Annotated in this window: 18 protein-coding genes; 16 read left to right on the top strand and 2 right to left on the bottom strand. The window is 59.5% G+C overall.

Annotated features, from left to right (window positions below; all coding sequences use genetic code 11):
- The first annotated feature begins 217 nt into the window (after positions 1-217).
- The 14 genes from WCO56_09285 (at position 218) to WCO56_09220 (ending at position 18,299) form a co-directional block, all read left to right on the top strand.
- Positions 218-679 (top strand): PH domain-containing protein, encoded by a 462-nt coding sequence (locus tag WCO56_09285; protein ID MEI7729756.1) that lies wholly within the window; start codon positions 218-220, stop codon positions 677-679.
- A 54-nt stretch (positions 680-733) separates the two neighbouring features.
- Positions 734-2,089, top strand: coding sequence for a hypothetical protein (locus WCO56_09280; GenBank protein ID MEI7729755.1), 1,356 nt, complete (start codon positions 734-736; stop codon positions 2,087-2,089).
- Positions 2,090-2,148: 59 nt separating this feature from the next.
- Complete coding sequence (locus WCO56_09275; protein ID MEI7729754.1) at positions 2,149-2,913, top strand: sigma-70 family RNA polymerase sigma factor; 765 nt, start codon at positions 2,149-2,151, stop codon at positions 2,911-2,913.
- A 48-nt stretch (positions 2,914-2,961) separates the two neighbouring features.
- Complete coding sequence (locus WCO56_09270) at positions 2,962-6,318, top strand: protein kinase (protein MEI7729753.1); 3,357 nt, start codon at positions 2,962-2,964, stop codon at positions 6,316-6,318.
- 21 nt (positions 6,319-6,339) lie between these two features.
- Positions 6,340-6,894, top strand: coding sequence for a hypothetical protein (locus WCO56_09265; GenBank protein ID MEI7729752.1), 555 nt, complete (start codon positions 6,340-6,342; stop codon positions 6,892-6,894).
- Entirely contained in the window at positions 6,891-7,259 is a 369-nt protein-coding gene (locus WCO56_09260) for a hypothetical protein (GenBank protein MEI7729751.1), read from the top strand. The genes WCO56_09265 and WCO56_09260 overlap by 4 nt, the downstream gene beginning before the upstream one ends.
- An 8-nt stretch (positions 7,260-7,267) precedes the next feature.
- The gene (locus tag WCO56_09255; protein MEI7729750.1) at positions 7,268-7,537 is read left to right on the top strand and encodes a helix-turn-helix transcriptional regulator; all 270 of its coding nucleotides are present in this window, start codon (positions 7,268-7,270) and stop codon (positions 7,535-7,537) included.
- Between the two features lie 721 nt (positions 7,538-8,258).
- Positions 8,259-8,888 carry a fibronectin type III domain-containing protein gene (locus tag WCO56_09250; protein ID MEI7729749.1) on the top strand — a complete coding sequence of 210 codons (630 nt, stop codon included), beginning with the start codon at positions 8,259-8,261 and terminating at the stop codon, positions 8,886-8,888.
- Between the two features lie 308 nt (positions 8,889-9,196).
- A complete protein-coding gene (locus tag WCO56_09245; GenBank protein MEI7729748.1) occupies positions 9,197-9,949 on the top strand; it encodes a sigma-70 family RNA polymerase sigma factor in 753 nt (250 codons plus the stop codon).
- Positions 9,950-10,018: 69 nt separating this feature from the next.
- Positions 10,019-13,648, top strand: coding sequence for a serine/threonine-protein kinase (locus tag WCO56_09240; GenBank protein MEI7729747.1), 3,630 nt, complete (start codon positions 10,019-10,021; stop codon positions 13,646-13,648).
- Positions 13,649-13,759: 111 nt separating this feature from the next.
- Entirely contained in the window at positions 13,760-14,566 is an 807-nt protein-coding gene (locus WCO56_09235) for a hypothetical protein (GenBank protein MEI7729746.1), read from the top strand.
- 423 nt (positions 14,567-14,989) lie between these two features.
- Complete coding sequence (locus WCO56_09230) at positions 14,990-15,610, top strand: gluconate 2-dehydrogenase subunit 3 family protein (protein MEI7729745.1); 621 nt, start codon at positions 14,990-14,992, stop codon at positions 15,608-15,610.
- A 20-nt stretch (positions 15,611-15,630) separates the two neighbouring features.
- Positions 15,631-17,286: a GMC family oxidoreductase gene (locus WCO56_09225; GenBank protein MEI7729744.1), complete on the top strand. Its 1,656-nt coding sequence runs from the start codon at positions 15,631-15,633 to the stop codon at positions 17,284-17,286.
- A complete protein-coding gene (locus WCO56_09220) occupies positions 17,283-18,299 on the top strand; it encodes a multiheme c-type cytochrome (GenBank protein MEI7729743.1) in 1,017 nt (338 codons plus the stop codon). Before WCO56_09225 ends, WCO56_09220 begins: the two co-directional genes overlap by 4 nt.
- Positions 18,300-18,316: 17 nt before the next feature.
- Here the strand turns inward: WCO56_09220 and WCO56_09215 are convergent, their stop codons facing one another.
- The gene (locus WCO56_09215) at positions 18,317-19,021 is read right to left on the bottom strand and encodes a Sir2 family NAD-dependent protein deacetylase (GenBank protein MEI7729742.1); all 705 of its coding nucleotides are present in this window, start codon (positions 19,019-19,021) and stop codon (positions 18,317-18,319) included.
- Positions 19,022-19,114: 93 nt separating this feature from the next.
- On the opposite strand from WCO56_09215, the gene WCO56_09210 reads away from it, so the two are divergent.
- Positions 19,115-20,101 (top strand): hypothetical protein, encoded by a 987-nt coding sequence (locus WCO56_09210; protein ID MEI7729741.1) that lies wholly within the window; start codon positions 19,115-19,117, stop codon positions 20,099-20,101.
- 158 nt (positions 20,102-20,259) lie between these two features.
- On the opposite strand, the gene WCO56_09205 is transcribed toward WCO56_09210, so the two are convergent.
- Entirely contained in the window at positions 20,260-21,324 is a 1,065-nt protein-coding gene (locus tag WCO56_09205) for a hypothetical protein (protein ID MEI7729740.1), read from the bottom strand.
- A 495-nt stretch (positions 21,325-21,819) separates the two neighbouring features.
- Between WCO56_09205 and WCO56_09200 the strand changes: the two genes are divergently transcribed.
- Positions 21,820-22,890: a hypothetical protein gene (locus WCO56_09200; GenBank protein MEI7729739.1), complete on the top strand. Its 1,071-nt coding sequence runs from the start codon at positions 21,820-21,822 to the stop codon at positions 22,888-22,890.
- Positions 22,891-22,945 lie beyond the last annotated feature (55 nt).

Raw genomic sequence — 22,945 nt, 5'->3', positions numbered from 1 at the left:
ACCGTACTGGCGCGATCAAATCGCTGGGAGCGGGTGCCTGCTCTACCGTGGGGGAGAAGGATGGGATGAGGGGGTTTATGCGGTGGGGGACGAAACTACCGGTGCTTCCCCTTCCATATAATCCCTAATGATTCAATGTGCTTGCTGCCGCCCACTTCAAATACCATCCCGAACGGCGTTGCTGTTCGCAAGCAGGAATGATAGCCTGCCCGCTACTATGGCTCTAATCAAATGTCCAGAATGCGGTGGCCAGGTTTCCACCGAGGCGACTGCCTGTCCGGCGTGTGGCTACCCGGTCGGCGCAAAACAGGCCGCGCCCGCCAACAACCTCCTGCTGGAGATTCGTCCGTCTTGGTGGGGGTACATCTGGTATCTCCTCTTCGCGTGGCTGCTGATTCCGCTGCTCATCGCGTGGTTGAAGCGGAAATCAATCGTGCTGCGTGTGTATGAGGACCGCGTTGCCATCGAGCGCGGCCTCGTCACGAAGTGTTACCGTGAGTTTTTCATTCACGACCTTCGCTCCATTGATGTGGACCAAGGTCTTTGGGGACGCATGGTCGGCATTGGTAACCTTACCATCTCCACTGCCGCCACCGTCGAGGCCGCCGAAACCTTGTGCGGGCTGCCCGATCCGAAAGCCATCCGTGATCTGCTCATCGCTCGACGCCAAGGTGCGTGAATCCCTTCGCCCTGATTCAGCATTTTTAAATTAACCCGTGATAAAACGCACCGCATGATCCGTAGCGCGCCCGGTACTCGCTGGGTGGAACTCCGAGCTTTTCCCGGCACATCACGCTGTGATAACCGTGTCGTTATTCAATCCATTGTCCATCCTTTACATATTTGCCGAAAAACCCAAGTTCTCACAGAAAATCTTTTTGGCCAATCCCGTGAAGCCGCCGCAACTCATGGGCAGGATGCCCAAGCCACTGCGACCGACGCCAGCCAGCCCGCCGGCACGCCGCAATACATGGCACCCGAGCAAAAGGGCCGCCACCGCACCGATCATCGCGCCGACATCTATTCGCTGGGCGTGGTCCTTTACGAACTCCTCACTGGCGAACTGCCCGGGAGACCGCTCGAAGCGCCGTCGAAAAGGGTCGTCATTGATGTGCGGCTGGATGAAATCGTCCTGCGCGCGCTAGAGAACAAACCCGAACTGCGCTACCAGACCTCCGGAGAGATGCGGACGCAGGTCGAGACGATTGCGAGCACGCCGCCGCCAGTTGGTGTCCCGGCTGCCGCCAGTGCGGAGCAGAATCCGCCTAAAGGCGGGACACCAACCTCCACGCGCCCAGCGGAGCCACCGGGCACTTGGCAGTATTTGAGGCTCCGCTTCTGGCCGCCGATGGTCGGTCGTCGCGAGGGACGGCGAGTCATCAACTGGCCCGCCGTAGCCATGCGCGGAATCCGTGGACTGCTGCTTCTAATTCCGACTGCCGCCATTTTCATTCTTGGCGGAATCAAGTCGCACGAAAGCGGGTGGATTGCATGGTTTGGTGTTGCGTGGTTGGTTTTTGGGTTGCTCTTTCTCTCCGCAGTGCTTGCCGTTCGCGTGTTGCGAGGATTCTCGCGCCCATTAAACGAATTGCCGGAGCTGGAGAATCCGGTGAACAAAGGCACCGCACCTGTGGCGAGCCAGACATGGCAAGCCCCGACGATGGGTTGGGGCCACTTTATTGGCTACTTGCAGGGCATCACTTTCACGTCTCCTCTGGCATACAAGCTGGCCAACCTCTCCGCGCTTGGATTTCTTTGCTTCCTCGGCTTCATGCCGCTGCCGGGATGGAAAGGTTGTTTTGGTTTCTCCGGGATCTTTGGTCTGATCGGCCTGTCAACGCTCATCGAGATGGTTGCCCGATCGAAGGCCCAGCGGTCAGGAAGCAACAACCAGCAACCACCGAGTGCATTAAACCTTGGTCGCTGGCATCCGCCCTTGCCGCGCATTTCGCTCGAACCGGTGTGCGACGCGGTGGTGGTTGATTGTCGCATTTCTCATCTCCTTCTTTCCGGCCGGCCTCGCGGACGCGATCACTCGCGCATAAGGAAGGCGATGAGATGCAAACATTCTCCAGCTCCAGTGTCATAATTGGTAACCTTTCCTCTCCCACACGTCAGGTACCCGTGATATGATATGCCCGGGTTCCGATGAACACTGACACAACACCACTGACGCCGTCGTCTCCAGCTCGGCCGGAGGCCGCCGGCGAGATTTTTCGCACCACGCGGTGGACACAGGTCAGCCGGGCGAAGGCCGACTCGCCCGAAGGTCACCGCGCGTTGGCGGAATTGTGCGCGGCCTACTACGACCCCGTGGCCGCCTTTCTCCGCTGCGAATTGCGCGACGTGGATGCCGCGCGCGACCTGACCCATGATTTTTTCGCCTCCATGCTGGCGGGCAGAACCATCGCCCATGCTGGGCAGGAGCACGGCCGGTTTCGTTCTTATCTGCTGGGGGCGGTAAAACACTTTCTGGCGCATCACCGCGAGGCGATGCGCCGACTCAAACGCGGTGGCGGCGTGGAAAAGGTTTCCCTACATGATACCGATACCGGTGAAGCCAGGGCGATACCGGATACCGGTACGCTGTCACCCGATGCGGCCTTCGACCGGCAGTGGGCGCTCACTGTGTTGGCGCGCACACTGGAGGCGCTCCGGCGCGAATGTGGCGCTGAAGGGCGCGCGGATTTTTTTGAGCAAATCAAACCGTGGCTCACCGGCGAGGCGGCACACGGCGACCAGACCGTGTTGGCCGCGCGTTGCGGCATGAACGCGAACGCGCTGAAAGTCGCGGTCCATCGGTTGAAACGGCGCTTCCGCCAGTTGCTGAAGGCGGAAGTTGCTGGTACGCTTGCTGATCCCGGCCTGGTCGAGGCCGAGATGCGCGCCTTGTTCGCCGCCTTGGGGAATTAATGGAAAAATCCTGGTAACCAAACCACCCTAGCGCGTCAAGACACCGGTATGAACGAGTCAACAAAGTCATTAAACTCCTGCCCCAAGTGTGGCGTGGCCCTGCCGGCCGCCATGACCGATGGTTTGTGCCCCCGTTGTCTGATGGCGGAGGCGATGGTGCCGACCCAGACGAACTCCGATTCCTCTTCGCCACAACAGACGCTCGCGCTGACCGAACTCGCCCCGCACTTCCCCCAGCTTGATATTCTCGAATGCCTGGGGCGCGGCGGCATGGGGGTAGTCTATAAGGCGCGGCAGAAAAGTCTCAACCGTCTCGTTGCGCTCAAGCTCCTCGCCCCTGAGCGTGTGGGCGACCCCCAGTTCGCCGAACGGTTCACCCGAGAAGCCCAGGCGCTCGCCGCGCTGAATCACCCCAACATTGTCACCATCTACGATTTCGGCCAGGCCGGCGGGTTCTACTACCTGCTCATGGAGTTCGTGGACGGCGTCAACCTGCGGCAGGCGATGAAGGCGGGCCGGTTCACGCCGGAGCAGGCCCTAGCTATCGTGCCACCCGTCTGCGAGGCGCTCCAATACGCCCACGAGCACGGCATCGTTCACCGCGACATCAAGCCGGAGAACCTGCTGCTGGACAAGACCGGTCGCGTGATGATTGCCGACTTCGGCGTCGCCAAGATGCTGAACGCGGAAAGCCCGGATGCCAGCTTCGTGGACAGCCAACCCGCCGGCACGCCACAATACATGGCGCCCGAGCAAAAGGACCGTCACCGCACCGATCATCGCGCCGACATCTATTCGCTGGGCGTGGTGCTCTACGAACTGCTCACCGGTGAACTGCCCGGCAAACCGCTCGAAGCGCCGTCGAAAAGGGTCGTCATTGATGTGCGGCTGGATGAAATCGTCCTGCGCGCGCTTGAGAGCAAACCCGAACTGCGCTACCAGACCGCTGGCGAGATGCGAACGCAGGTTGAGACGATTGTGAGCACGCCGGCCGGAGTGAAGACAGAAGACAGCAGTCAGAAGTCAGTAATCAAATCGCTGCATGTGCGGTTGCGCAACATGGTCGTCGGCCGGCGCGGCGGCAAGGCGGTCATCAACTGGTCCGGTGTCGCGCGCGTGTTTCTGCTCGTCTTTGCCATCATTGTTACTGGAGGCGCGCTGCTCTGCCGGATGATTGGCGCTCCGATGGACATGCGAGCCTTGGTCATGGGCGCGATGTATGCGCTCATGACCACCGGTATTATTTTGATTGGGGCGCGGAGAACACCGTTGGACCGGCTGGTGGACTTGGATGCGCCGCAAGTTCCAATCATTGGAAAAGACGGTGGCGCAAGTTTCCAATCATTGGAAAAAGGCAAAAAACCGGGCGAACCTGGCGAAAGATCCGGAAATAATGGGCGCGGGCTGGCCGGTGTCAGACATGTGGCGGGTGGGATCATTCTGCTACTCGCCGTCGCCTGGACATTACTCTCGCACGACATTGCAGCGATTCTCTTTGCAGCGCCCCTGAGCGAGAACCTGTTTCGCCCGGACAAGGTGGTGGCCCTGGCGATCAGCCTAGGACTCTTCAGCATCGGCGGCGCCGTAATGTGCCTGAGAAAGGGCCGTGTCGCTCGGGTGGTTCTAGCCACGTTCGTTCTCTGGCTGCTCCTGGTCCTTGCCGTTCTATGGTCGGGCTACATGGCGGCAGCGCGGGCTGGCCGACAAATGGCCGAAACAACGCACAGTTGGCTTCCGCACGCGACCCATGCCATCACCGACGGCAGCGCGACATCGTTCGGTCCAGCCAGCGAACGAGAACTAGGCCCGCGCGACGCCGACGAGCATGGGCTTGTCTTCTTCAGTGTCGAACGGCAGGTGCCGTTGAAGCCGCCGTTTCCGGTGACGCCACACGGCTGCGCCTGGATTGCCAAGGAAGACGGCGTGCCCACGGGAACGGAGCACAGCCACGTTGAGATCACCGACCGGCTCAGGCAGTGGGTGGCCGAAAACCAGGTGGATTTCGTGTTCCGGTTTCAGACGAACGGCATCTGGTGTTTCAACTCGCTCGGGAACAGGACCCGGAGCATCCGGGATTTCTCCCAGCCCGAGCAGTTCGGCACGATCACGCCGGCGGAGGCCGCCGCGTCGCTGGACGCGCCGATGGAGAAGGACGGACGCTACGTGACCAGCGTGGGCTGCGCATTTGGATATGACCAACCGTACCGCAACATGCTCGCCTTCCGCACACGCAAGGGCGCGCTGAGCATCCTGCAATGGTCGGGCATTGGCGTCCCGCCGCAGACACTGAAGATTCGCTACAAACTGACCGGTCAGATTACAGCGACCACTCCGAACATGCCGGAACGCGAGTTGGTGAAGCGCGCGCTGGCAACGATTCAGGATTTCGCGGACGGCAATACTGCCGACGTGATGGCGCGGTTAGCGCCGTCGTTGCGCAATCGCTGGCCCGAAGAGCAGGTGCGGCAATGGTGGCAGTCCCTGACGGACGGGCAGAACAACTTCGTACGTGTTGACGGGACGCCGTTAGCCGAGCCGGGGCTCGGAAACACGCGGTGCGTCACTGTGCCGTGCGAGTTTGCGCACATCCGTTGTGGCATCCGCATTTCGTTTCTCCCTGACGGCGAGATCGAAGGCATCAAGCCGTTGCCGCAAGGCACCGACGAGAACGCCAACCCGTCACCAGCAGTGCCAAGCGCAAGTCAATCCGATCCGCGCCAGTTTTCGGCCGTGATGAGCTTCATCAACTTCACAGGCTCCGGCCCGAACGATGGGCTGGTTGGTGACGCCGGACCGACTGGCAAAGTTACGTGCGGTCATCCTGGCGCTGTCTCCGATGTGAGTTGGTCGTGGCTGCGAACGACCGAGCAAGGCGATGTTTATCGCTTTACCCGGATTTACCCACATGACACGCCAACGGCCAAGACGGTCGTCAAAGAAATCACCTATACCGGCAGCCCGCTGGTCGTGTGGGAGGATGCGGTGCATCGCATCGGACTGCGTCCAAGTCCACGGCTGCAATTCCGGCTGGTTGCCGACGCCAAAGAAAGCGCGGACGCAATCTTCAGCCGCGATGGTAAAGAGCAATTCCGACTGCGCCATGACGTGCTGCTCGACGAATCCGCCGTCGCCAGTGCCGCCGTGACCAACACCGCCCAAGGCCCGGTTATTGAGGTGAAGTTCACCACCGACGGTGGAAAACGGTTTGCCGACATCACCGGCGCGAGCATCAACAGACGGCTCGCCATCGTTTTCGACGGCAAGGTGCTCTCCGCGGCGACGATTCGCGACACCATTACCGGTGGTCGCGCCCAAATCACTGGCAACTTCACCTCCGCCGAGGCCGGGGCGATTGCGCAGGCATTGAATGCCAACGGGAAGTCGCCTGAAAGTGGCCAGCCGTAACGTCCTCACAGGAGAAACGAAATGAAAACAAAACATCTCTTAACATCTATCCTGAGCGCGCTGACTATCACCAGCCTGCTTAGCATGGCCGCCAACGAGCCGGAACAGACGAAGCTCCCGTCGGTTGCGGTCCAGAACATTGTTCCCTTGAAGTTGGGAACATCAATCCCGCTATCCGTGCAGTCAGATGGCGTAACGTGGAGAGGCCACACATTTCACTTGGTGAGTCTTGGCTCGACCGAGTTTGATCTGGACACGAACGACTGCCTCAAGGCCGAAATCAAAGCCGGAGTCGCCTGTTTCGACGATGTTGACTACGACATCAGTTGCGCCGTCTTCGACGCGGCGGGACAATTGCTGGGGACGGCACGCACGCAGTGCAAAGTGCAGCGGGTTTGGCTCGGAAATTTACTGGTCCGCGCAGAAACCATCACGTTGGATTTCGGGACATCCTTGGACTACAAGCGCGCGGTCGGCTTCGCCATCGGCATCAGCAACCGGAAAGTATTGACCCCAGACCAGTGGCCCAAACCCGCATCACCGGGTGGTAGCACTCCCGCAGGGCAAGCAAAATGAGGTTCACCAATCAATACGTATCGGCGTTGTTTGCTACGCTGCTGTTTGTTGCCGGCTGCGGGAAGATTTCCCAGCAGTTCTCGCCGGAAAACAATGTCTCTGTTGATAACGACCGTCGCGTGAAAATCGGCATGACCCGCGAACAAGTCGTCGCCAAACTCGACGCAGCGAGCAGGACCAATTGGTTCGACAGCGGCGAGCCATATTTTGGGACTCATTTTGCAGATGAAGATAGGCTGCCCAAAGGCGTGAAGATCGAAATCTGGAACTATCCCGACAAACACGGCACGCGCGAAATCTGGTTTCTGAAAAACTCGAACACTGTTTGGCATACCTCATTTTGCGGCAAGAACGTCCGCTTCTAAGAATTTCCATGCCCGCGCCGCATCCACAACCGTTGCCGCGCACGTCGCTCGAACCGGTGTGCGACGCTTTGGCGGCGGTCATCCGGCAGCGGCGCGAGCGGGCGGGGCTGTCGCTGAACCAACTCGCGGAGCGGACGCGGCTTTCGCGGCAGATGTTGAGCTTCGTGGAATCGGGGCAGCGGATTCCAACGATTGATACGGCGGCGCGGATCAGCCGGGCGTTGGACATGCGGCTGAGCCGGTTGGTGTTGGAGGCCGAGTGCCGGGCGCAACTATAGTTGCATGGCGCGCGGGCGCGGAACTTGGTGTACTGCCCGCCGACATGCAAACACGCTCCGCCAGCACGGAAAACCTGCGGTGTCTTTCTTCGGCCAGCCTTGGGGCCGCGGAAACGGCCTTTTCCCGTGATGCGGCAACCTGCCCCGCCCGCGAGCAACGTCGCTCTGCTGGCGAGCAGACTTTGTCGGTGGCGGACCAAAGTCTTTCCGTGGCGGACAGAACTCTCGGCGTTACGGAAACGAGTCTTTCCACGGCGGAGAGAAGTCTGTCCATGATGGACAAAACTCTCTGGATGACGGGGAGAAGCCTGTCCGCGCCGGAGAGAACTCTTTCCACTACGGACAAAAGTCTCGGCGCGACGGAGAGAACTCTCGGCGTTACAAACAAAAGTCTTTGCGTCGCGGACAAGACTCTCTCCACGACGGATAAAAGCCTTTCCGTAACGGACAGAACTGTTTCCGTGACGGACAAAAGTCTGTCCGAACCGGAAAGAGTCGCCTGCCGAACGCAGAAGGTCTTGTTTTTGAGTCAGTTAGGCCGGTTTGACGCGATTTCCACTCCTTCCCACGCTTCAACGTTAAAGTCAAAAGTTAACCAAATACTATGGCACCTACCCCCATTACCTGGAACGGCCATTACCCGGATGGCAGGCCGTTTTGCTGGAATGACCCGGCCCTCGTGTGGGACGGGAACGTGCCCGAAACCCAAAGGAAACCCAAAATGCCTCATCTACGTGTAATGCTGGGCTTCACCAACGCGCCGGACCAGAGCCTGACGGAATTGGCCGAGCGCGTCAAAGCCCAGTTCTATGGGAACGCGGCGTTCCCCAACCCGCCGGTGACCCTGGTGGACTTCACAGCGGCTTTGACCGCTTTCATCAACGCCCTGGCCGCGCAGGCCGTCGGCGGCAAAGAGGCCACCGCCGATAAAAACAACAAACGCGACGACCTGGTGGCCTTGTTGCGCAAAAACGCTGGACACGTGCAAGAACATCACAACGACGACCTGGCCACCCTGCTCAGCAGCGGCTTTGAAGCGGTGAGCGGACACCATCCCTCGACGCCCCTATCCAAACCCACCCAAGTGCGCGTGGACAACGGCGGCACCGGCCAACTGATCGTGAAGATCAAAGCCATCGCCAACGCCAAATGCTACGAGGTGCGTTATGCCGTGGTCGGCACGGGTGGCACCTTGGGGCCGTGGCAACCCGCCGGCATGTTCACCAACTCGCGCGCCATGATCGTCAGCCAACTGACCCCCGGCGGCACGTACAGCCTGCAAGTGCGCGCCGTGGGCGGCTCGACCGGCTACAGCGATTGGAGCGACCCGGTGAGCCACATGTGCCTGTAGGGAGCATCGCTGCCGCGCATCCGGCAGTTGGGTTCAAACCCTTCCTGCTTGCGGAATGGCACCCGGCAAACGCGCCGCAGCGTGCCGGCGACCTTCCCCATTTCCAACTGCCCCTGGACACCGCCGATACACGCGACCGGGTGGCGGAGAGGTTACGCCATTCGCGGCACTAAACCGCTCACTGGCGCGGCAAGGGCCAGGCTTCGAGCTGGCCGCTGCGGGTGCCAGGCCCGCCACTGATTCAACGGAACACAAAGCATCGCTCAATTTCCTGTAACAACCCGCGTCCATTCGCTAATATCCCATTGATGTCTGCAAGCGACGCCATTCCGGGCGAGGTTCGCCCGGCCCCGGTTTTTGTGACCACCCACTGGTCGGTCGTGCTGGCGGCGTCCCACAACGACACCACCCGCTCCCGCGCCGCCTTGGAGCACCTCTGCCGCCTGTATTGGTATCCGATTTACCACTTCGTCCGCCGCCAGGGGCATTCCACGCACGATGCCCAGGACTTCACCCAGGAGTTCTTCGCCCGCCTCCTGGAAAAGAACTGGATTGCCGATGCCGATCAATCACTGGGCCGCTTCCGCTCTTTCATGCTATTGATGCTCAAACGCGTTCTCGTTGCGGAATGGCGCAAGGCAAACGCGCAGAAGCGGGTCGGCAACCGGCCGCACTTCCAACTGCCGCTGGACACCGCCGAAACCCGCTACACGCATGAGCCAGCCGACACTCATTCCCCCGACCAGGCCTTTGAAAAACAATGGGCTTTGACCCTGCTGGATACCGTGCTTCGCGAGTTGGCTGCCGAGTACGAACAGGAAGGCAACGGCCAGCTATTTGAGGCCCTTAAGCCGGCCCTGACCGGCAGCCGCGAAAGCCAGCCCTACGCCGCCCTGGCCGCCACCCTGGGCATGTCCGAAGGAGCCATCCGAGTCGCCGTGCACCGATTGCGCGAGCGCTACCGGAAGCGCCTCAAGGCGGAAGTTGCCCAGACCGTCGCCTCGCCAGCCGACGTGGATAGCGAGCTGCGCCACCTGTTCCGCGTCCTCTCCCGCCCATGATGAAAATATTTTCCATAAACCGCGTAACATTTGTCCGCCGTTGGCTAAGGTACGGGTGAAAACAGTAATATGGACACCCAACCTAAATGTTCAACGTGCGGCAAAGCGCTTCCGGCCAACGCGCCGGGCGGGTTGTGCCCCGAATGCCTCATCAAAGTCGGCCTCGGATCAAACGCGGATATTGGGCCGGACACGGAAATCGGCGCTGCCCGGCCCGCATTCGTGCCGCCTTCCGTTGAGACCCTCGCGCCCCGCTTTCCGCAACTCGAAGTTCTCGAACTCATCGGCAAGGGCGGCATGGGGGCCGTCTATAAAGCCCGGCAAAAGAAGCTCAATCGCATTGTCGCGCTCAAAATTCTTCCCCTCGGCGTTGCCGATGATGCTTCATTTGCGGAACGCTTCGCCCGCGAAGCCCAGGCCCTGGCGCAACTCAACCACCCCGGTATTGTCACCCTCTACGAATTTGGCGAGACCAATGGTCAGTTCTATTTCCTGATGGAATTCGTGGACGGTGTAAACCTTCGCCAATTGATGCAAACGGGCCGGGTTTCCGCCCGCGAAGCCCTGGCCATTGTGCCACAGATTTGCGATGCCCTCCAATTTGCCCACGACCAGGGCATCGTCCATCGAGACATCAAGCCCGAGAACATCCTCATTGACCGTCGGGGCCGGGTAAAGGTCGCGGATTTTGGCCTGGCAAAGTTGATCGGCCAAAAAGATGCTGACGAGCCGACGGCCGACGCTGCTTCAATCCGCAATCCGCAATCTGCAATCAGCAATGCGGTCATGGGCACACCCCAGTATATGTCCCCTGAGCAGATCGCTGCTCCAGGGGAAGTGGATCATCGCGCGGATATTTACGCGCTGGGCGTGGTGTTCTACCAGATGCTCACGGGCGAACTGCCGGGCAGACCGCTCGAAGCGCCGTCGCACAAAGTGCAGATAGACGTGCGCCTCGATGCCGTCGTGTTGCGCGCGTTGGAGCAACAACCGGGACTGCGTTACCAGCATGTCAGCGACGTGAAGACGATGGTGGAGACGATTGCCTCAACGCTGCCGCTGGCAAGTTCTCCCGAAACCCCGGCCACGACGGGCGGCGCGCCCGTCCGAGAGCAATCGGACCTGATATCGAAGTTGCTGCTTTTTTCGCCAATAGTCGGCGTCCGCAACGGGCGACGTGTCATTCATTGGGCCGGTGCGGCCTCGAACGGAATCCTGTTCATGGGAGTGATGGCGGTGTTTTTCGGCGGGGCGGCTTTCTCGGGGGAGCACATCTCCGGCTGGGTGGTATGGATTAATGTATTTGTCCTCGGAATGCTGGTCACGAGCATTGTCCGCGATTGTAGAAGGCCGATTGAACAGCTCCCGTCTCTCGACGACAAGGAAGCCGGGAAAACCCCACCTGCCGGACCAAGAGCCAGCCCGGCGCAACCGTCGCGCTTCTCGCGCACCGCCATCGTAGGGGCGGTATGGGCGGCGTTTCCTTGTCTGTTTGTCACCCAAATGCTCATGGCGAAATTCGTTTCACTCGCTTCGCTGACAGCTTCGCCGGTCTGGTGGACGATGCATTTATTGCAGCAGGATTTGTTGGGATTATCAGGCTTTCTGGGCACGACGATTCTCGGGTGGATCGCCGTCGCACAAATCCGCCGATCGGCAGGACAGCTTTACGGGCTGGGGCTGGCCGTTTTCGACGGACTGCTGTTCCCGCTGCTGGCGCTGGATGCGGTCCTGTTGTGGCTCTGGACCATCGTTATCAAGATGCTGATGGGGTCGTCGCTCGACATGAGTCGTTATCTGGAAATCTATCAGCCCGACATCGCCCCGGCTCTCGTCCGCGAATGGGCAACCGTGGCGACCGTAGTCACGGCGCTGGTCGTGGACTACCTCATCATCCGCTGGGCTTGGCGCGCGGCGAACAAGCCGGTCGGCAGCGCTCCGTCCGCAGCGCCGGAGGTTTCTCCACCCGCAGTCGTGCCGAATACACCGCTGGCGACCGCTGCTTGCTGCACTGCGTGGGGGAGCGGAATCTTTGCGGCCGCAACATGGCTCATGCTGCCGCATCCGCCTGTGTGGTTGGTCTGGTCCATCCTCGTCACAGCCCTTGCGGCGGTGGGGATGGCCATCCCGGTGCGCCAGTCGCCATGCGGAAAGTGGGCGCTATGGTTCGGGGCTATTCAAACTGCCGTCTGGTTGACCATTGCCACGCTCGCGCCATGGCAGCACTACCTCCCGGATGCGGCCGAGGAGAAAGGCGAGGTTCGCTATCGGGTGTTCGAGGCAGAGGCCAGCTCGGTGGACACGCTGGTACCGGAGACAACGCGCAAGCCTGGTCAAATGATGGACCGCGAACTGGAGATTCCGAACCGGCCTGCGCAGATCGGCTCGCCGGTGAACATGGTTTCGCAGACGACCGAGATTGACGGGGAGGTGCTCGGCAAACTGCTGCTGGACTGCTCCAAACCACCGTGGTTGCTGGTGGATAACCGTTACGGGTTTTATCCATGGCCGGGCATGGCTGTTTCGTGGAGCTACAGCCGCCTGGGCGAGTTCTTCGGCACCGGTGGTGGGAGTGGAATTCTTGGGGTTCAAAGACGCAACGGAGTGCTCCAATTGCGAACCGAATCTCACCCCACCCACTCCCTCAACTGCGCGTATCAAAATGCGTTGATCGTCTGGGAGGGCAATGCGCCGCAACCGGGTCGGGCGCGAACGTTCTTCCTGCCGTTCTCCCGCAAGGATGGCTCCGCGAAGTTTCTCGTCATCGCGTTTGAAGTCAGCAACGGCGAACCTGCCAAACGAAGCATACAACCCAATGGCAGTCATATCAGCCACAACGATCAGACGGTGCTGCTGCACGACGACAGCGTGGACGTTCACTATGCGATATTCTACCAGGGGAATCATCTCAACTCCGGTGGCGGTTTGGATTCCAGCACCACCAATCCACGGGCGTGGAAAGAGGATCACAACATCCAATTGGAGAACGGTCGCACCTTTGGCTATCAGCGCGATTCGGTGATGCAGGATTATCTGCACATCAACGGCAAACAATACGATCTGCGCGAGGGCCGCGTCTTCGTGATTCGCGATGACGGCTCGGTCGAAAGGCTTGCGCTGTTTCCGCCACTCGCCATCGCTCGCGAGCCGGAAGCCCTGGCCAAATTCATCGCCGCACCGAGCGCAAAAGCCGATGCCAAGCTATCCTTCGGCCCGGTGGTGGAGCGCGTCGTGCCGTTCAGTGCGCCGTGCCTTGGACATGCGTTTCAATTTCGCAGCGGGAGGCTTTTCGTTGACGGGCACGGGCCGGGCACAACGAAAGAACAGGCAGCCGAAGATCAGAAGATCATTGATGCGGCGGGTGGCGCAGATGCGAAGGCGTTCGGACTCGCAGATGGGTTGCAATTTGCCGGCGAAGGCTGCCTCTTCCTGCAGACCGATCCATCGAAATGGCTGGAATCAACCGAAACAGGCGTCGTTGACAACTTGAAGGACACGACCTGGATTGTCGGCATCCTGCAGCCGACTCGAAAAGATTTGCCGCTGACCGCCTACTTCAAAACCGCACGCGGCGAGATCGGCATCCTGCAACTGCTCGATATCGTCGAAAGTGAACTCGGCTTCCACACCGATGGACAGAAAGGTTACGGTGTGAAACTGCGCTACAAGCTGGTGAACACTCCGGAAAAAAAGCCATAGCCGAAAAGGTTCTAAGGAAAAGTCCGGTGGGGTGTCATAAAAGTATGGCTTGCTTCGCTCCCCTTGCCAGCATGGCGGGGGCATCGAGCACCGATTAACGTCTAATAGGATATGGTGAAGAAATTTGTACAGCGGATGATTTCCATGACGCTGGTTGTCGGTGTGTGTGTCATGGCAACCGTGAATGCCTTTGGCTTGGGAGCCGATTACCCCGCCGGCCAGCGGGTTTATGGCTCCGACGCCTGGCCCAAAGGCATGGACAGACTGGTCAATGCCACCAACCGTGTGCATGGCTTCTTCGTCAACGCCGAGGATGTCTTTTTCTTTGCCGGCACCGCCACGAACCTGTCCGCTTTTTTGCTGGAATACTCGCAGCTTCAAGGTGTGGAAAAACATTGCCTGATTCTCCATCCGGGACGAGGAGAGGCGAAATCCCCGTGGGACAAAACCGGCCAGCCGTGCGATTGGAAGTTGGATGGTTGCCCCAAAAGCTGGCGTACGTTGGGTACGCTATCAGGCACCAATTCCGTGGAGCAGATGCAGAAGGCCGCCAGCGATCCCGGTTACCTTTTGGAGGTGCACCTGTGGACCGATAGCCGCATCGAACTGGACCAAGTCGCCATCCCGAAAAATATCACCGTCGAGAAGGAAGTGCTGACAAATGCGGCACCCCCTGAGCCCAGCTACGAAACGGCGGAACAAATCAAATCCATGCCGCCATGCAAAGCCAGGCTTATACAGGACGCCACCTGCGTTTTCCTCTTCGAAACCGATTACGGGAGGAAATTCTGGATCGGCAGCCCAGGCAACACCGATGAACTTCTGCAGTTTCTCCGGAGCCTGAAGGCAGGGCCGTACTACAAGTTTCCCGATGTTTTCCTCGAATTCAAACCGGTAAAGGAAAAGGAAGCACAGTGAGGTGAGGTTGCATGTGCTTCAGTTCGGCTTCCCATTTTGCCGAACTTTTCCGGCGTAACTCGGTATTCAGAGTTCGGCTTAAGTCTGACCCCGAATTTAAGGCGGATTACAGCGCCTTGAGGTAAATGTTTTTCCAGTGCGTCATTTTGCCCGGGCCCCAGCGCCAGGGCGGACCATCGTGAATTTCCAGTCCAATAACGTTGTTCAAACAATTGTGTTCTGGTGATTCGCATGGTGAGAGGGTGATGCAATCTAACGGCGTGTCAAGCCGCCTTCAAACCGTATTTGCGACTTGCTCCCTGCCAACATTATCGTTATTAATAGGCTCGTGATTATTGCCCATAACACTGGTGGCCCTGGCAACCCGGTTGCCAGCCTGCCTGTTTTCAGGCCATTGCCCAGTACCAGCCAGCAGCCGACCCCATGAAACCAACTCCTTCACAAACGGCCGCCGCAGTTGAGCCGGACGGCGTGTCGCGACGCACGGTGTTGAAACTGGCAGCGGTGGGCACCCTCGGGGCCGCCGTTGGCGTCGGTGGCTCTGCCGGCATCACCCATTTCATCCGCACGGCCCCGGCCCCTTACCGATTTTTTTCCGAAGCCGAGGCCAAGTTGTTGATCGCGATCTGCGAACAGATCATCCCGCGCGATGACACGCCCGGCGCGACGGACGCGGGGGTGATTTACTATATTGACCGCCAGATTTCCGGGGTGCTCGCCCGGCACCAGCAGAGCTACCGTCTGGGGCTGGAAGCCTTTCGCCAGACCTGTCTGCAAGTGTATAAAACCCCCTTTGAACAACTCCCCTTTGCGCAACAGACGGACGCCTTGCGGCTACTTGAGACGGGCAAGGCGCCGAAGGAACTCTGGGGAGATCGTTCGCCATCGGCGTTCTTCGGTCTGGTCCTCGACCATACCCGGCAGGGCTTCTATGGCAGCCCCCGGCATGGTGGCAACCGTGATTATGCCAGTTACCGCATGCTCGGCCTGGCGTATCCCAACCTCATCGGCCAGAACCGTTACACTCCTGGCCGCCCGTCGTAAATCTTTACTTACCTGCACCTATGGCTCTTCCAAAAGTTAATGCAGTCATTGTTGGCGCCGGCGCTGGCGGTGGAATTGTGGCCAAGGAATTGGCCCAGGCGGGTCTCCGTGTCGTCCTCCTGGAGCGCGGTGAGTGGCCGCGCTACGACGAGCATAATGACGATGAACTGAATTCCCAGCGCACCCCGGCCCTCGGCAACCCGTTTGGCCCTGATGATCTCCGGCACCGGCGGGTGGTCGTCAATTCCAACGGCAGCACGCGGGTGGTTCTCCCCAGCGAAGGCGGTTACTGCAACAACGCCGGCTGCGTTGGCGGCGGCACGGTGAGTTACGGCGCCATGGCTTGGCGGTTCATGCCGCAGGATTTCCGCATGCGTTCCACGTATGGCGAGGTAAAGGATTCCACCCTGGCCGATTGGCCGATCAGCTATGATGAGTTGGAACCCTTCTACGAAAAGGCCGAGTATGAGATCGGCGTGTCCGGTGATTACAGCACCAATCCATTCTGCGGCCCGCGCAAGAAACCGTTCCCCATGCCGGCCTTCCCTTATAATAAACAAGGGCTGATGGTCGTGGACGCGGCCAAGCGCCTGGGCTTTCATCCCTTTCCCATTCCCATGCTGCGCAATTCCGTGCCGTACAATGGCCGGCCAGCGTGTATTCACATGCGTTCCTGCGTCGGGTTTGCCTGCCCCATCAATGCCAAGGCCGGTTCGCAGAACACCGTTCTGCCCGTCGCCCTGGCGACTGGAAACTGCGAGGTGCGCACCGGTTGTGTGGCGGCGGAAATTATCGTGGATGAACGCGGGCGCGCGCAGGGGGTTCGCTACTTCGACGCCAACAACCACGGCCAGGAACAACCTGCCGATCTGGTCGTCGTCTCGGCCTCGGCCACCGAAACCGCCCGCCTGCTGCTGAATTCCAAGTCCAAGCTCTTTCCCAACGGGGCTGGCAACAACAACGACTGGGTGGGGCGCAACCTTCAAGGCCACGGCTACGTTGGTGCCTGCGGGCTCATGGAGCAGGAAGTTTACGAGGAGGCCGGACCCGGCGCCACGGTGGCCTTCAGCGATTTTAACCATGGGAATGCCGGGCTCGTCGGTGGCGGGATGGTGGCGAACGAATTCATTCCGCTTCCCTACCTGTTTTGCAATGTCCGGCCACCCGGCGAACCGCGCTGGGGCAAGGCGCACAAAGATTTTCAGCGCCAACAGTACAAGCACCTGTTGCGTCTGCACGGACCGATCCAGGAAATTCCCAACTTTTCGGCGCGCGTCAGCGTGGATCCGACGGTGAAGGACGCATGGGGTATTCCTGTCTGCCGCCTCTCGGGCACCCGGCATCCCTACGACCTTGAACTGGGGGACTTTCTGTCCAAGAAAGCCGAGCTGGTGGTCAAGGAGTTGGGGGCCAAGCGCATTTGGCGGAATACGCTCGGTGGCCTATCGCTCAGCGGTGGCCAGCATCAGGCTGGCACTTGCCGCATGGGGGACGATCCCAAGACGTCCGTCACCAACCGGTTCGGCCAGGTCCACCAGATTGACAACCTGTTTGTCGCCGACGGCAGCCTGAACGTCACCAATGGTGGCTTCAATCCCGTCCTGACTATCATGGCCCTGGCTTATTGGGTCTCCAACCACATTAAAACCGGCTGGAAAGGGAGCAAATTCAAATGAGCTTTTTACGTCGTCCAAAACTGTTCTGGGCGCTCACGGGCTACGTGGGTGTATTTTTGCTGACCAGCGCCATCGGGAGCATGAGCTATTTTCATTTCGGAAACCCGGAGCGCACCTGCGCCTCCTGTCACGAAATGGGGGACATGCATTCCGCCTGGGCAAAATCCTTCCATCGCAGCTTTCATTGTCGCGATTGTCATGGCGGTTCACTGACGCTCGACACCCACGCGCTGCGGTCGCATGTGAACCGGGTGGTGCAACACTTCTCGCGAACCCCCACCAAGGCGATCGGGCTCAAGGAACGGGATGTGCTGGCGGTGAACACGGCCTGCCAGGAATGCCACCCGGAATCGTTCGCCGATTGGCAGCGCAGCCGCCATTCCGCCACGTACGCGCGCATCTTTCTTGACCCCAAGCACAACCGGACGGAATTGCTCTCCCCCGATTGCCTCCGCTGCCATGGGATGTTTTTCGATGGTCACATCGAAGACCTCGTGACGCCGATTTCGACCACTGGCCCTTGGGCCTTTAAAGATCCGGCCAAGGCTGCCCAGCCGACCATTCCCTGCCTGGCCTGCCATCAGGTTCACAAGTCGTCCGATGGTTTCAAGTCCCCGCAGCTCTACGTGCGGCGCGAGCATACCCATTTTTCCTCCAGTCTTCTGCCGGTGACGCCCATCGTGCAGGGTGAGCGCGTGGTGAAACTCTCGACGGACTCGCGCCAGAGGCTTTGCACACAATGTCACGCGCCCAATGCGTTTCGCCAGCTCGGCACCGGGGATGACCGCACTCCCGCCGGGGTGCATGAGGGGTTGAGCTGCCGCGACTGCCATTCCTCGCATTCCCAATCCGCCAAAGCGTCGTGCGCCAACTGTCATCCTGCCAACTCCCATTGTGGCCTGAACGTGGAGAAGATGGACACCTCTTTCCTTTCCATCCAAAGCAAACACAACATTCACGTTGTGGCGTGTGGCGATTGCCACAATGGGCAGCGTCCCGCGAAACGGAAGTAGGGGAATTCGGGGAAGTCTCACCCCAGCCGCGTCTTCAAGAGCCGGTCAACCGCCGCCGCCGCCTGCGTCGCTGGCTGATGGATGACCTGATCAAACACCGCCTCATCAATCGCGGATTCCCTGGCCAGATTGTTCAGGATTCGATAACTCGGACAATCCTGCGCCATTTGCGTGATGGGCAGCACCACGCCGCTCGTGCCAATCACCAGCAGTACATCCTCCCTGCGCAACGAATCCAGCGCCCGCCATAAAACCGCGTAGTTCGGAGCTTGCTCGCCAAAAAAGACAATGTCCGGCCGTACGCCTCTGACCGAGGGGCACAGCACGCAACACGCGCCGCTTTTCCAAGGCACATACCCGATATCCCAGCAGTGCCCGCAATCCACGCAGCACATGCGGGTGAGAAAACCATGCAGGTGAACCACCTCGCGACACCCCGCCCGCTCCAGCAGATCATCCACGTTTTGCGTGAGCAGGATGGTGTCGTACCGGCTTTGCCACCGGGCAATCATGCGGTGTGCGTCATTGGGATTGACGGTCCCGAGCTGCGCCCGTCGCGCATTATAGAATTGATGGACGAGTTCAAAGTTCGCCCGCCAGGTGGCGCCGTTGCAGACATCTTCAATGCGATGTTTCTCCCATAGCCCGTCGCTGTCGCGAAACGTGCTGATCCCGCTCTCCGCGCTTAACCCGGCTCCTGATATGATGAGCAGCTTGGCCATGCGCGAATTAAAACCAACCCGACGAAAAACGCCAGCTTCTTATGGTCTTTTCCGGTTTTGACTCCTGCGAGAAAATCGGGTATCATTTGACTAATGATCATTCCACAATTCTGGGCCGAAGGACGCGCACAGCACCGCACGCGCGGTCGGCAGGTGACCATCCGGCGCTTTGGCTGGTCGGAAGTGAGCGAGGCAGAAGCCCAAGCCAATGCCGACCTGCGGGCACAAGAAGCGCTGGAGCGGGTGCTCAAGGGGGATAAGCTTTTGCGGCGCGAACCCAAGGTTCCGTACAATGGCGCCGAAGGTGTGCCGATTCGCGAGGAAATTGTCTCCCACCACGGCGAAACCATTGTGACCCGGAACGCCTACGGGGCAAGATGCCTGAACACTCCCAATGTGCTATTCGCCGATATTGACCTAGCTATGGATTCGCCGCTTTGGATCAAGTTTCTCCCCATCCTGATAAGTCTGGCCTTGCTGGTCATCGCGCTGTGGCAGCATCCGGCATGGCGAGCTCTGTGGGCAGTTGTAGTCAGTCTGTGCATCGGTTGGTTTGTCGGTCGGCTGGTGGCGGCCGGAATCCATCGTCTGTGGGTGGGCGGGCGGGATGGAATGGAGAAACTGGCCCGGAAAAAAATGGATGCCTTCATTGCGCAGAATCCCGATTGGCATTTGCGGCTGTACCGAACCCCGGCAGGTTTCCGGGTCCTGGTCATGCACCGCACGTTTGAACCGGGAGAGGCAGCCGTCGCGGAATTCTTTGCCGCCCTGGGTACGGACCCGGTGTACGTCCGCATGTGTTTGAACCAACAATGCTTTCGCGCGCGCGTCAGTCCGAAGCCATGGCGGGCGGGAATTACGGGGCACATCCGGCCACAGTCCGGCGCCTGGCCGGTGGCTCCGGAAACTCTGCCGGCACGGAATGAATGGATCCAAAAGTATGAGGCGGCGGCGCAACATTATGCCGCCTGCAATTTCATCGGGACACTGGGTAGCCACAAAGTGGACCCGGCCGCACAGGCCGTGCAATCCCTGCATGATGAACTGTGCCGCGCCACCGAAGCATTGATGCTTGCCTGATTTTGCCAGTCGGTCATAACTGGTACACTGATAGATTTGCTTTTGAACCAAACAAACCGCCTATCTTCGGACTGGCCGCGATGCGGTTAAACGAGCCGTTCGACCTTTCCCGCCACCCACACAGGACCACAGGGTTGAGCGCCGACCGCCTGAACGGCCTACTCTTTTCGCAGGAGATCGGATTCCAGTTCCCTGAGCCAGCCGTCGAAGACCGCGCCATAGATCTGGCGCGCGGACTCGATGGATTGGTCGCACAGCAATTGCCGAAGCTTGTCGTCGCCGCCTTGTTGGCGCAACCGCTCGATCACCGCGCCAGCCACCGGGTAAGTCACTATATCATCCACGGCGCGCATCTGGGCCCAGAGCGCCACCAGCGACAGGGTTTCGACCTTGGCCTCGCGCAGAGCTGCGCGGGCGGTCTGCTCGCGGTTGCGTCCGGTCTGGTCAAAATACACCGCCACGCCCTCATTGATCAGAGCGGTGACTTTAACCGGCTTGAGCGCCTGCCGGCTGATGATGTGGGTCATCTCGTGGCCGGTCGTCTGCCGCCAATGGGAATGGACGATGCCCATCTCCGGGCGCGCAAAGCCCAGGGTGCCCAACCCGGCGGTCTCGGCCTCCCCACTGGTCCCCCAGACGAAGAAATCAATTTTCTTGGGCAGCTTGGCCTCGAAAAAGCGGTTGATGGCCTCAAACGCCGCCTCGTGCCGTTCCGCAAAATTGGTCTGTCCAGCAGGTGGCGTAGCCGATGAAAAATGAAACTGGAAATGGGCGGTCTCTTGGGCCGTCCAATTGGAGTACACGCCGGAAAACCCGAACAGCATCTGGCCGTGCTGGGCAAAACTGATGACGTTGCGCGTAGCCTTAAAGGCCAGCGAGTCCTCCAGCGCCTTGCGGGATTTTTCGGCATCGCCCAAACCAAAATGCGCGTAGCCAGCGTAGCCCAGCGCCCAGGCCGATTGCCAACTACGGTTGGTATCCAACTGCACTACCTTCTCCAAATGCGACAGGGCGACGGCAAATTGCTCGCTATCCACCAGCGCGCGACCGGTCACCTGACGCAATTCCATGTCCTCCGGCTTGTCCTTGAGGGCGGCCAGCCCAAGCTCCGCTGCGCGGGCGGCCTCGCCCCGGCGGTAAACCTTCCAGATTTCCTCCGAAGTGGCCGCCGACAGGCCCCACGCCAGGGCAAAAAAAGGTAAAAGCCATGCACGCGATTTCACGCGGCGAACTCTCGCCCCTCCGGAAATATTTTTCAAGCCGCAAAGCCACCCGAACGAAGGCATCTCGAACCGGCTCTCATTTCCGCAGTAAAAAACTATCAGAAAAGGAAAAGGAGGCAGCACCCGCTTGCACGGATGGCTGCGCAATCAGCCATTGGCGCCAACTCAAAAGGTTGCTGAGTTGCGATGGTCTGACACCGAATTTGAATTGGGCAAAACGGATTTGAGCCCGGGCGATTAAAGTTACAACTTTGTAACTGGACGCAAATAGTCAAAACAGTCATGCTGCGAAGGTATGCGGGGCATGATTGAAGAAAGCATCTGTGCGTTGTGAGAGTGTGTGTACATATTTTCGTTGTGCTGCTGGCGGCACTCTCGGTGAGTGCTCAGGTAGCGTCGGGCACCAATGCCCATTTCATCTGCTTCTTGTCACAGGTATCCAATAATGTTTCATCGTTTGCAGGGGGAGGCGCGTTTGAAATTCAAAGTAATCAAATGCATTTTGAAATTGATCTCGCCACGGCTTTTGCGCGTTTCTCCGGAGCGGCCTTGTTCACTGACTCCCGGCAGATTATTGTACCGCTTGAAGACGGCCAGCCCACCAACGTCCCGGCGGGCGATGGCTCGTATGCGGCCCTGCACTATAGCGGCAGGTTCCAGTTGAACGAGACGACGCTCCGGGAGGTGCAGGCGGGCTGGGGATATTTTGTCTTATTCGAGAACGGCTGGCGAGAGGAAGACCGTTGGGAAATTCCACCGACGGTCGGTGGTCTCTTGCAGGCGGTCCCCGGTTCGGGGGCCATGAATTGGCCCGCGGACTGGCCCAGAAACCCGCGCTCGACTACGGCCTGGTACGTCGAACGCCTGGTTCCGTTCCCTGGGTCTTCCGAGTATTGCAATACAGTCGATCTCAATGGCGATGGGCTGCCGGACTTAAAGTTGGATGGGCAATCCGTCTGTTTCTATTCGATCCCCGGCTTTACAGTTGAAAACTATTGGCTCACCTGCCTGTCCAGCAACCAATTGCTGCTGGCCGGGGACCGCTGCGCCGTTCTTCCCATGGGTCAAAGTATCGGAGTGATGACGCCCACCAACCTGACGTGGAGCAGTTCAGCTTTTGCTGGACTCACCAGATGCAGTTTCGATAGTTGCTACACTCCGTTCGACGGCGATATGGGGCGGCTGGGTGATGGTTACATAGGCGTCAAAATACCGCTGGCTGATGGCGACCATTTTGGATGGATTCATGTGTTCCTGTCACCGAAACATTTCGGCCCGGTGGTGGGTGCGTGGGCGTTCGAGCCGGAGCCGGGCACGCCAATTTTGACTGGGGCGCGGCCATACCCGGTCGCGGTCCGCTCTCAAGGGGTTCATTCCTCGGGGGCTCTACGGGCTCTATTGGCAACCGAAAACGGCCGCGCCTACCATCTTCAGTTTCGGACCAATCTGCAGCTTGGCCATTGGGAAGATTGGGAACACCCCTTCACGGCAGCGTCAACCAACTCCCAAATTGATCTCCCTTTGACGCCCGGCACGGGCTTTTATCGCGTGATCGAGGGAAACTAATATTACTATGTTAAGTTATAACAACGCTCACATCCTCAAACTTTCGACCGCAGCA

The sequence above is a fragment of the Verrucomicrobiota bacterium genome (assembly GCA_037139415.1).
Classification (GTDB): domain Bacteria; phylum Verrucomicrobiota; class Verrucomicrobiia; order Limisphaerales; family Fontisphaeraceae; genus JBAXGN01.
This window is presented reverse-complemented; position numbering and strand designations above follow the sequence as displayed.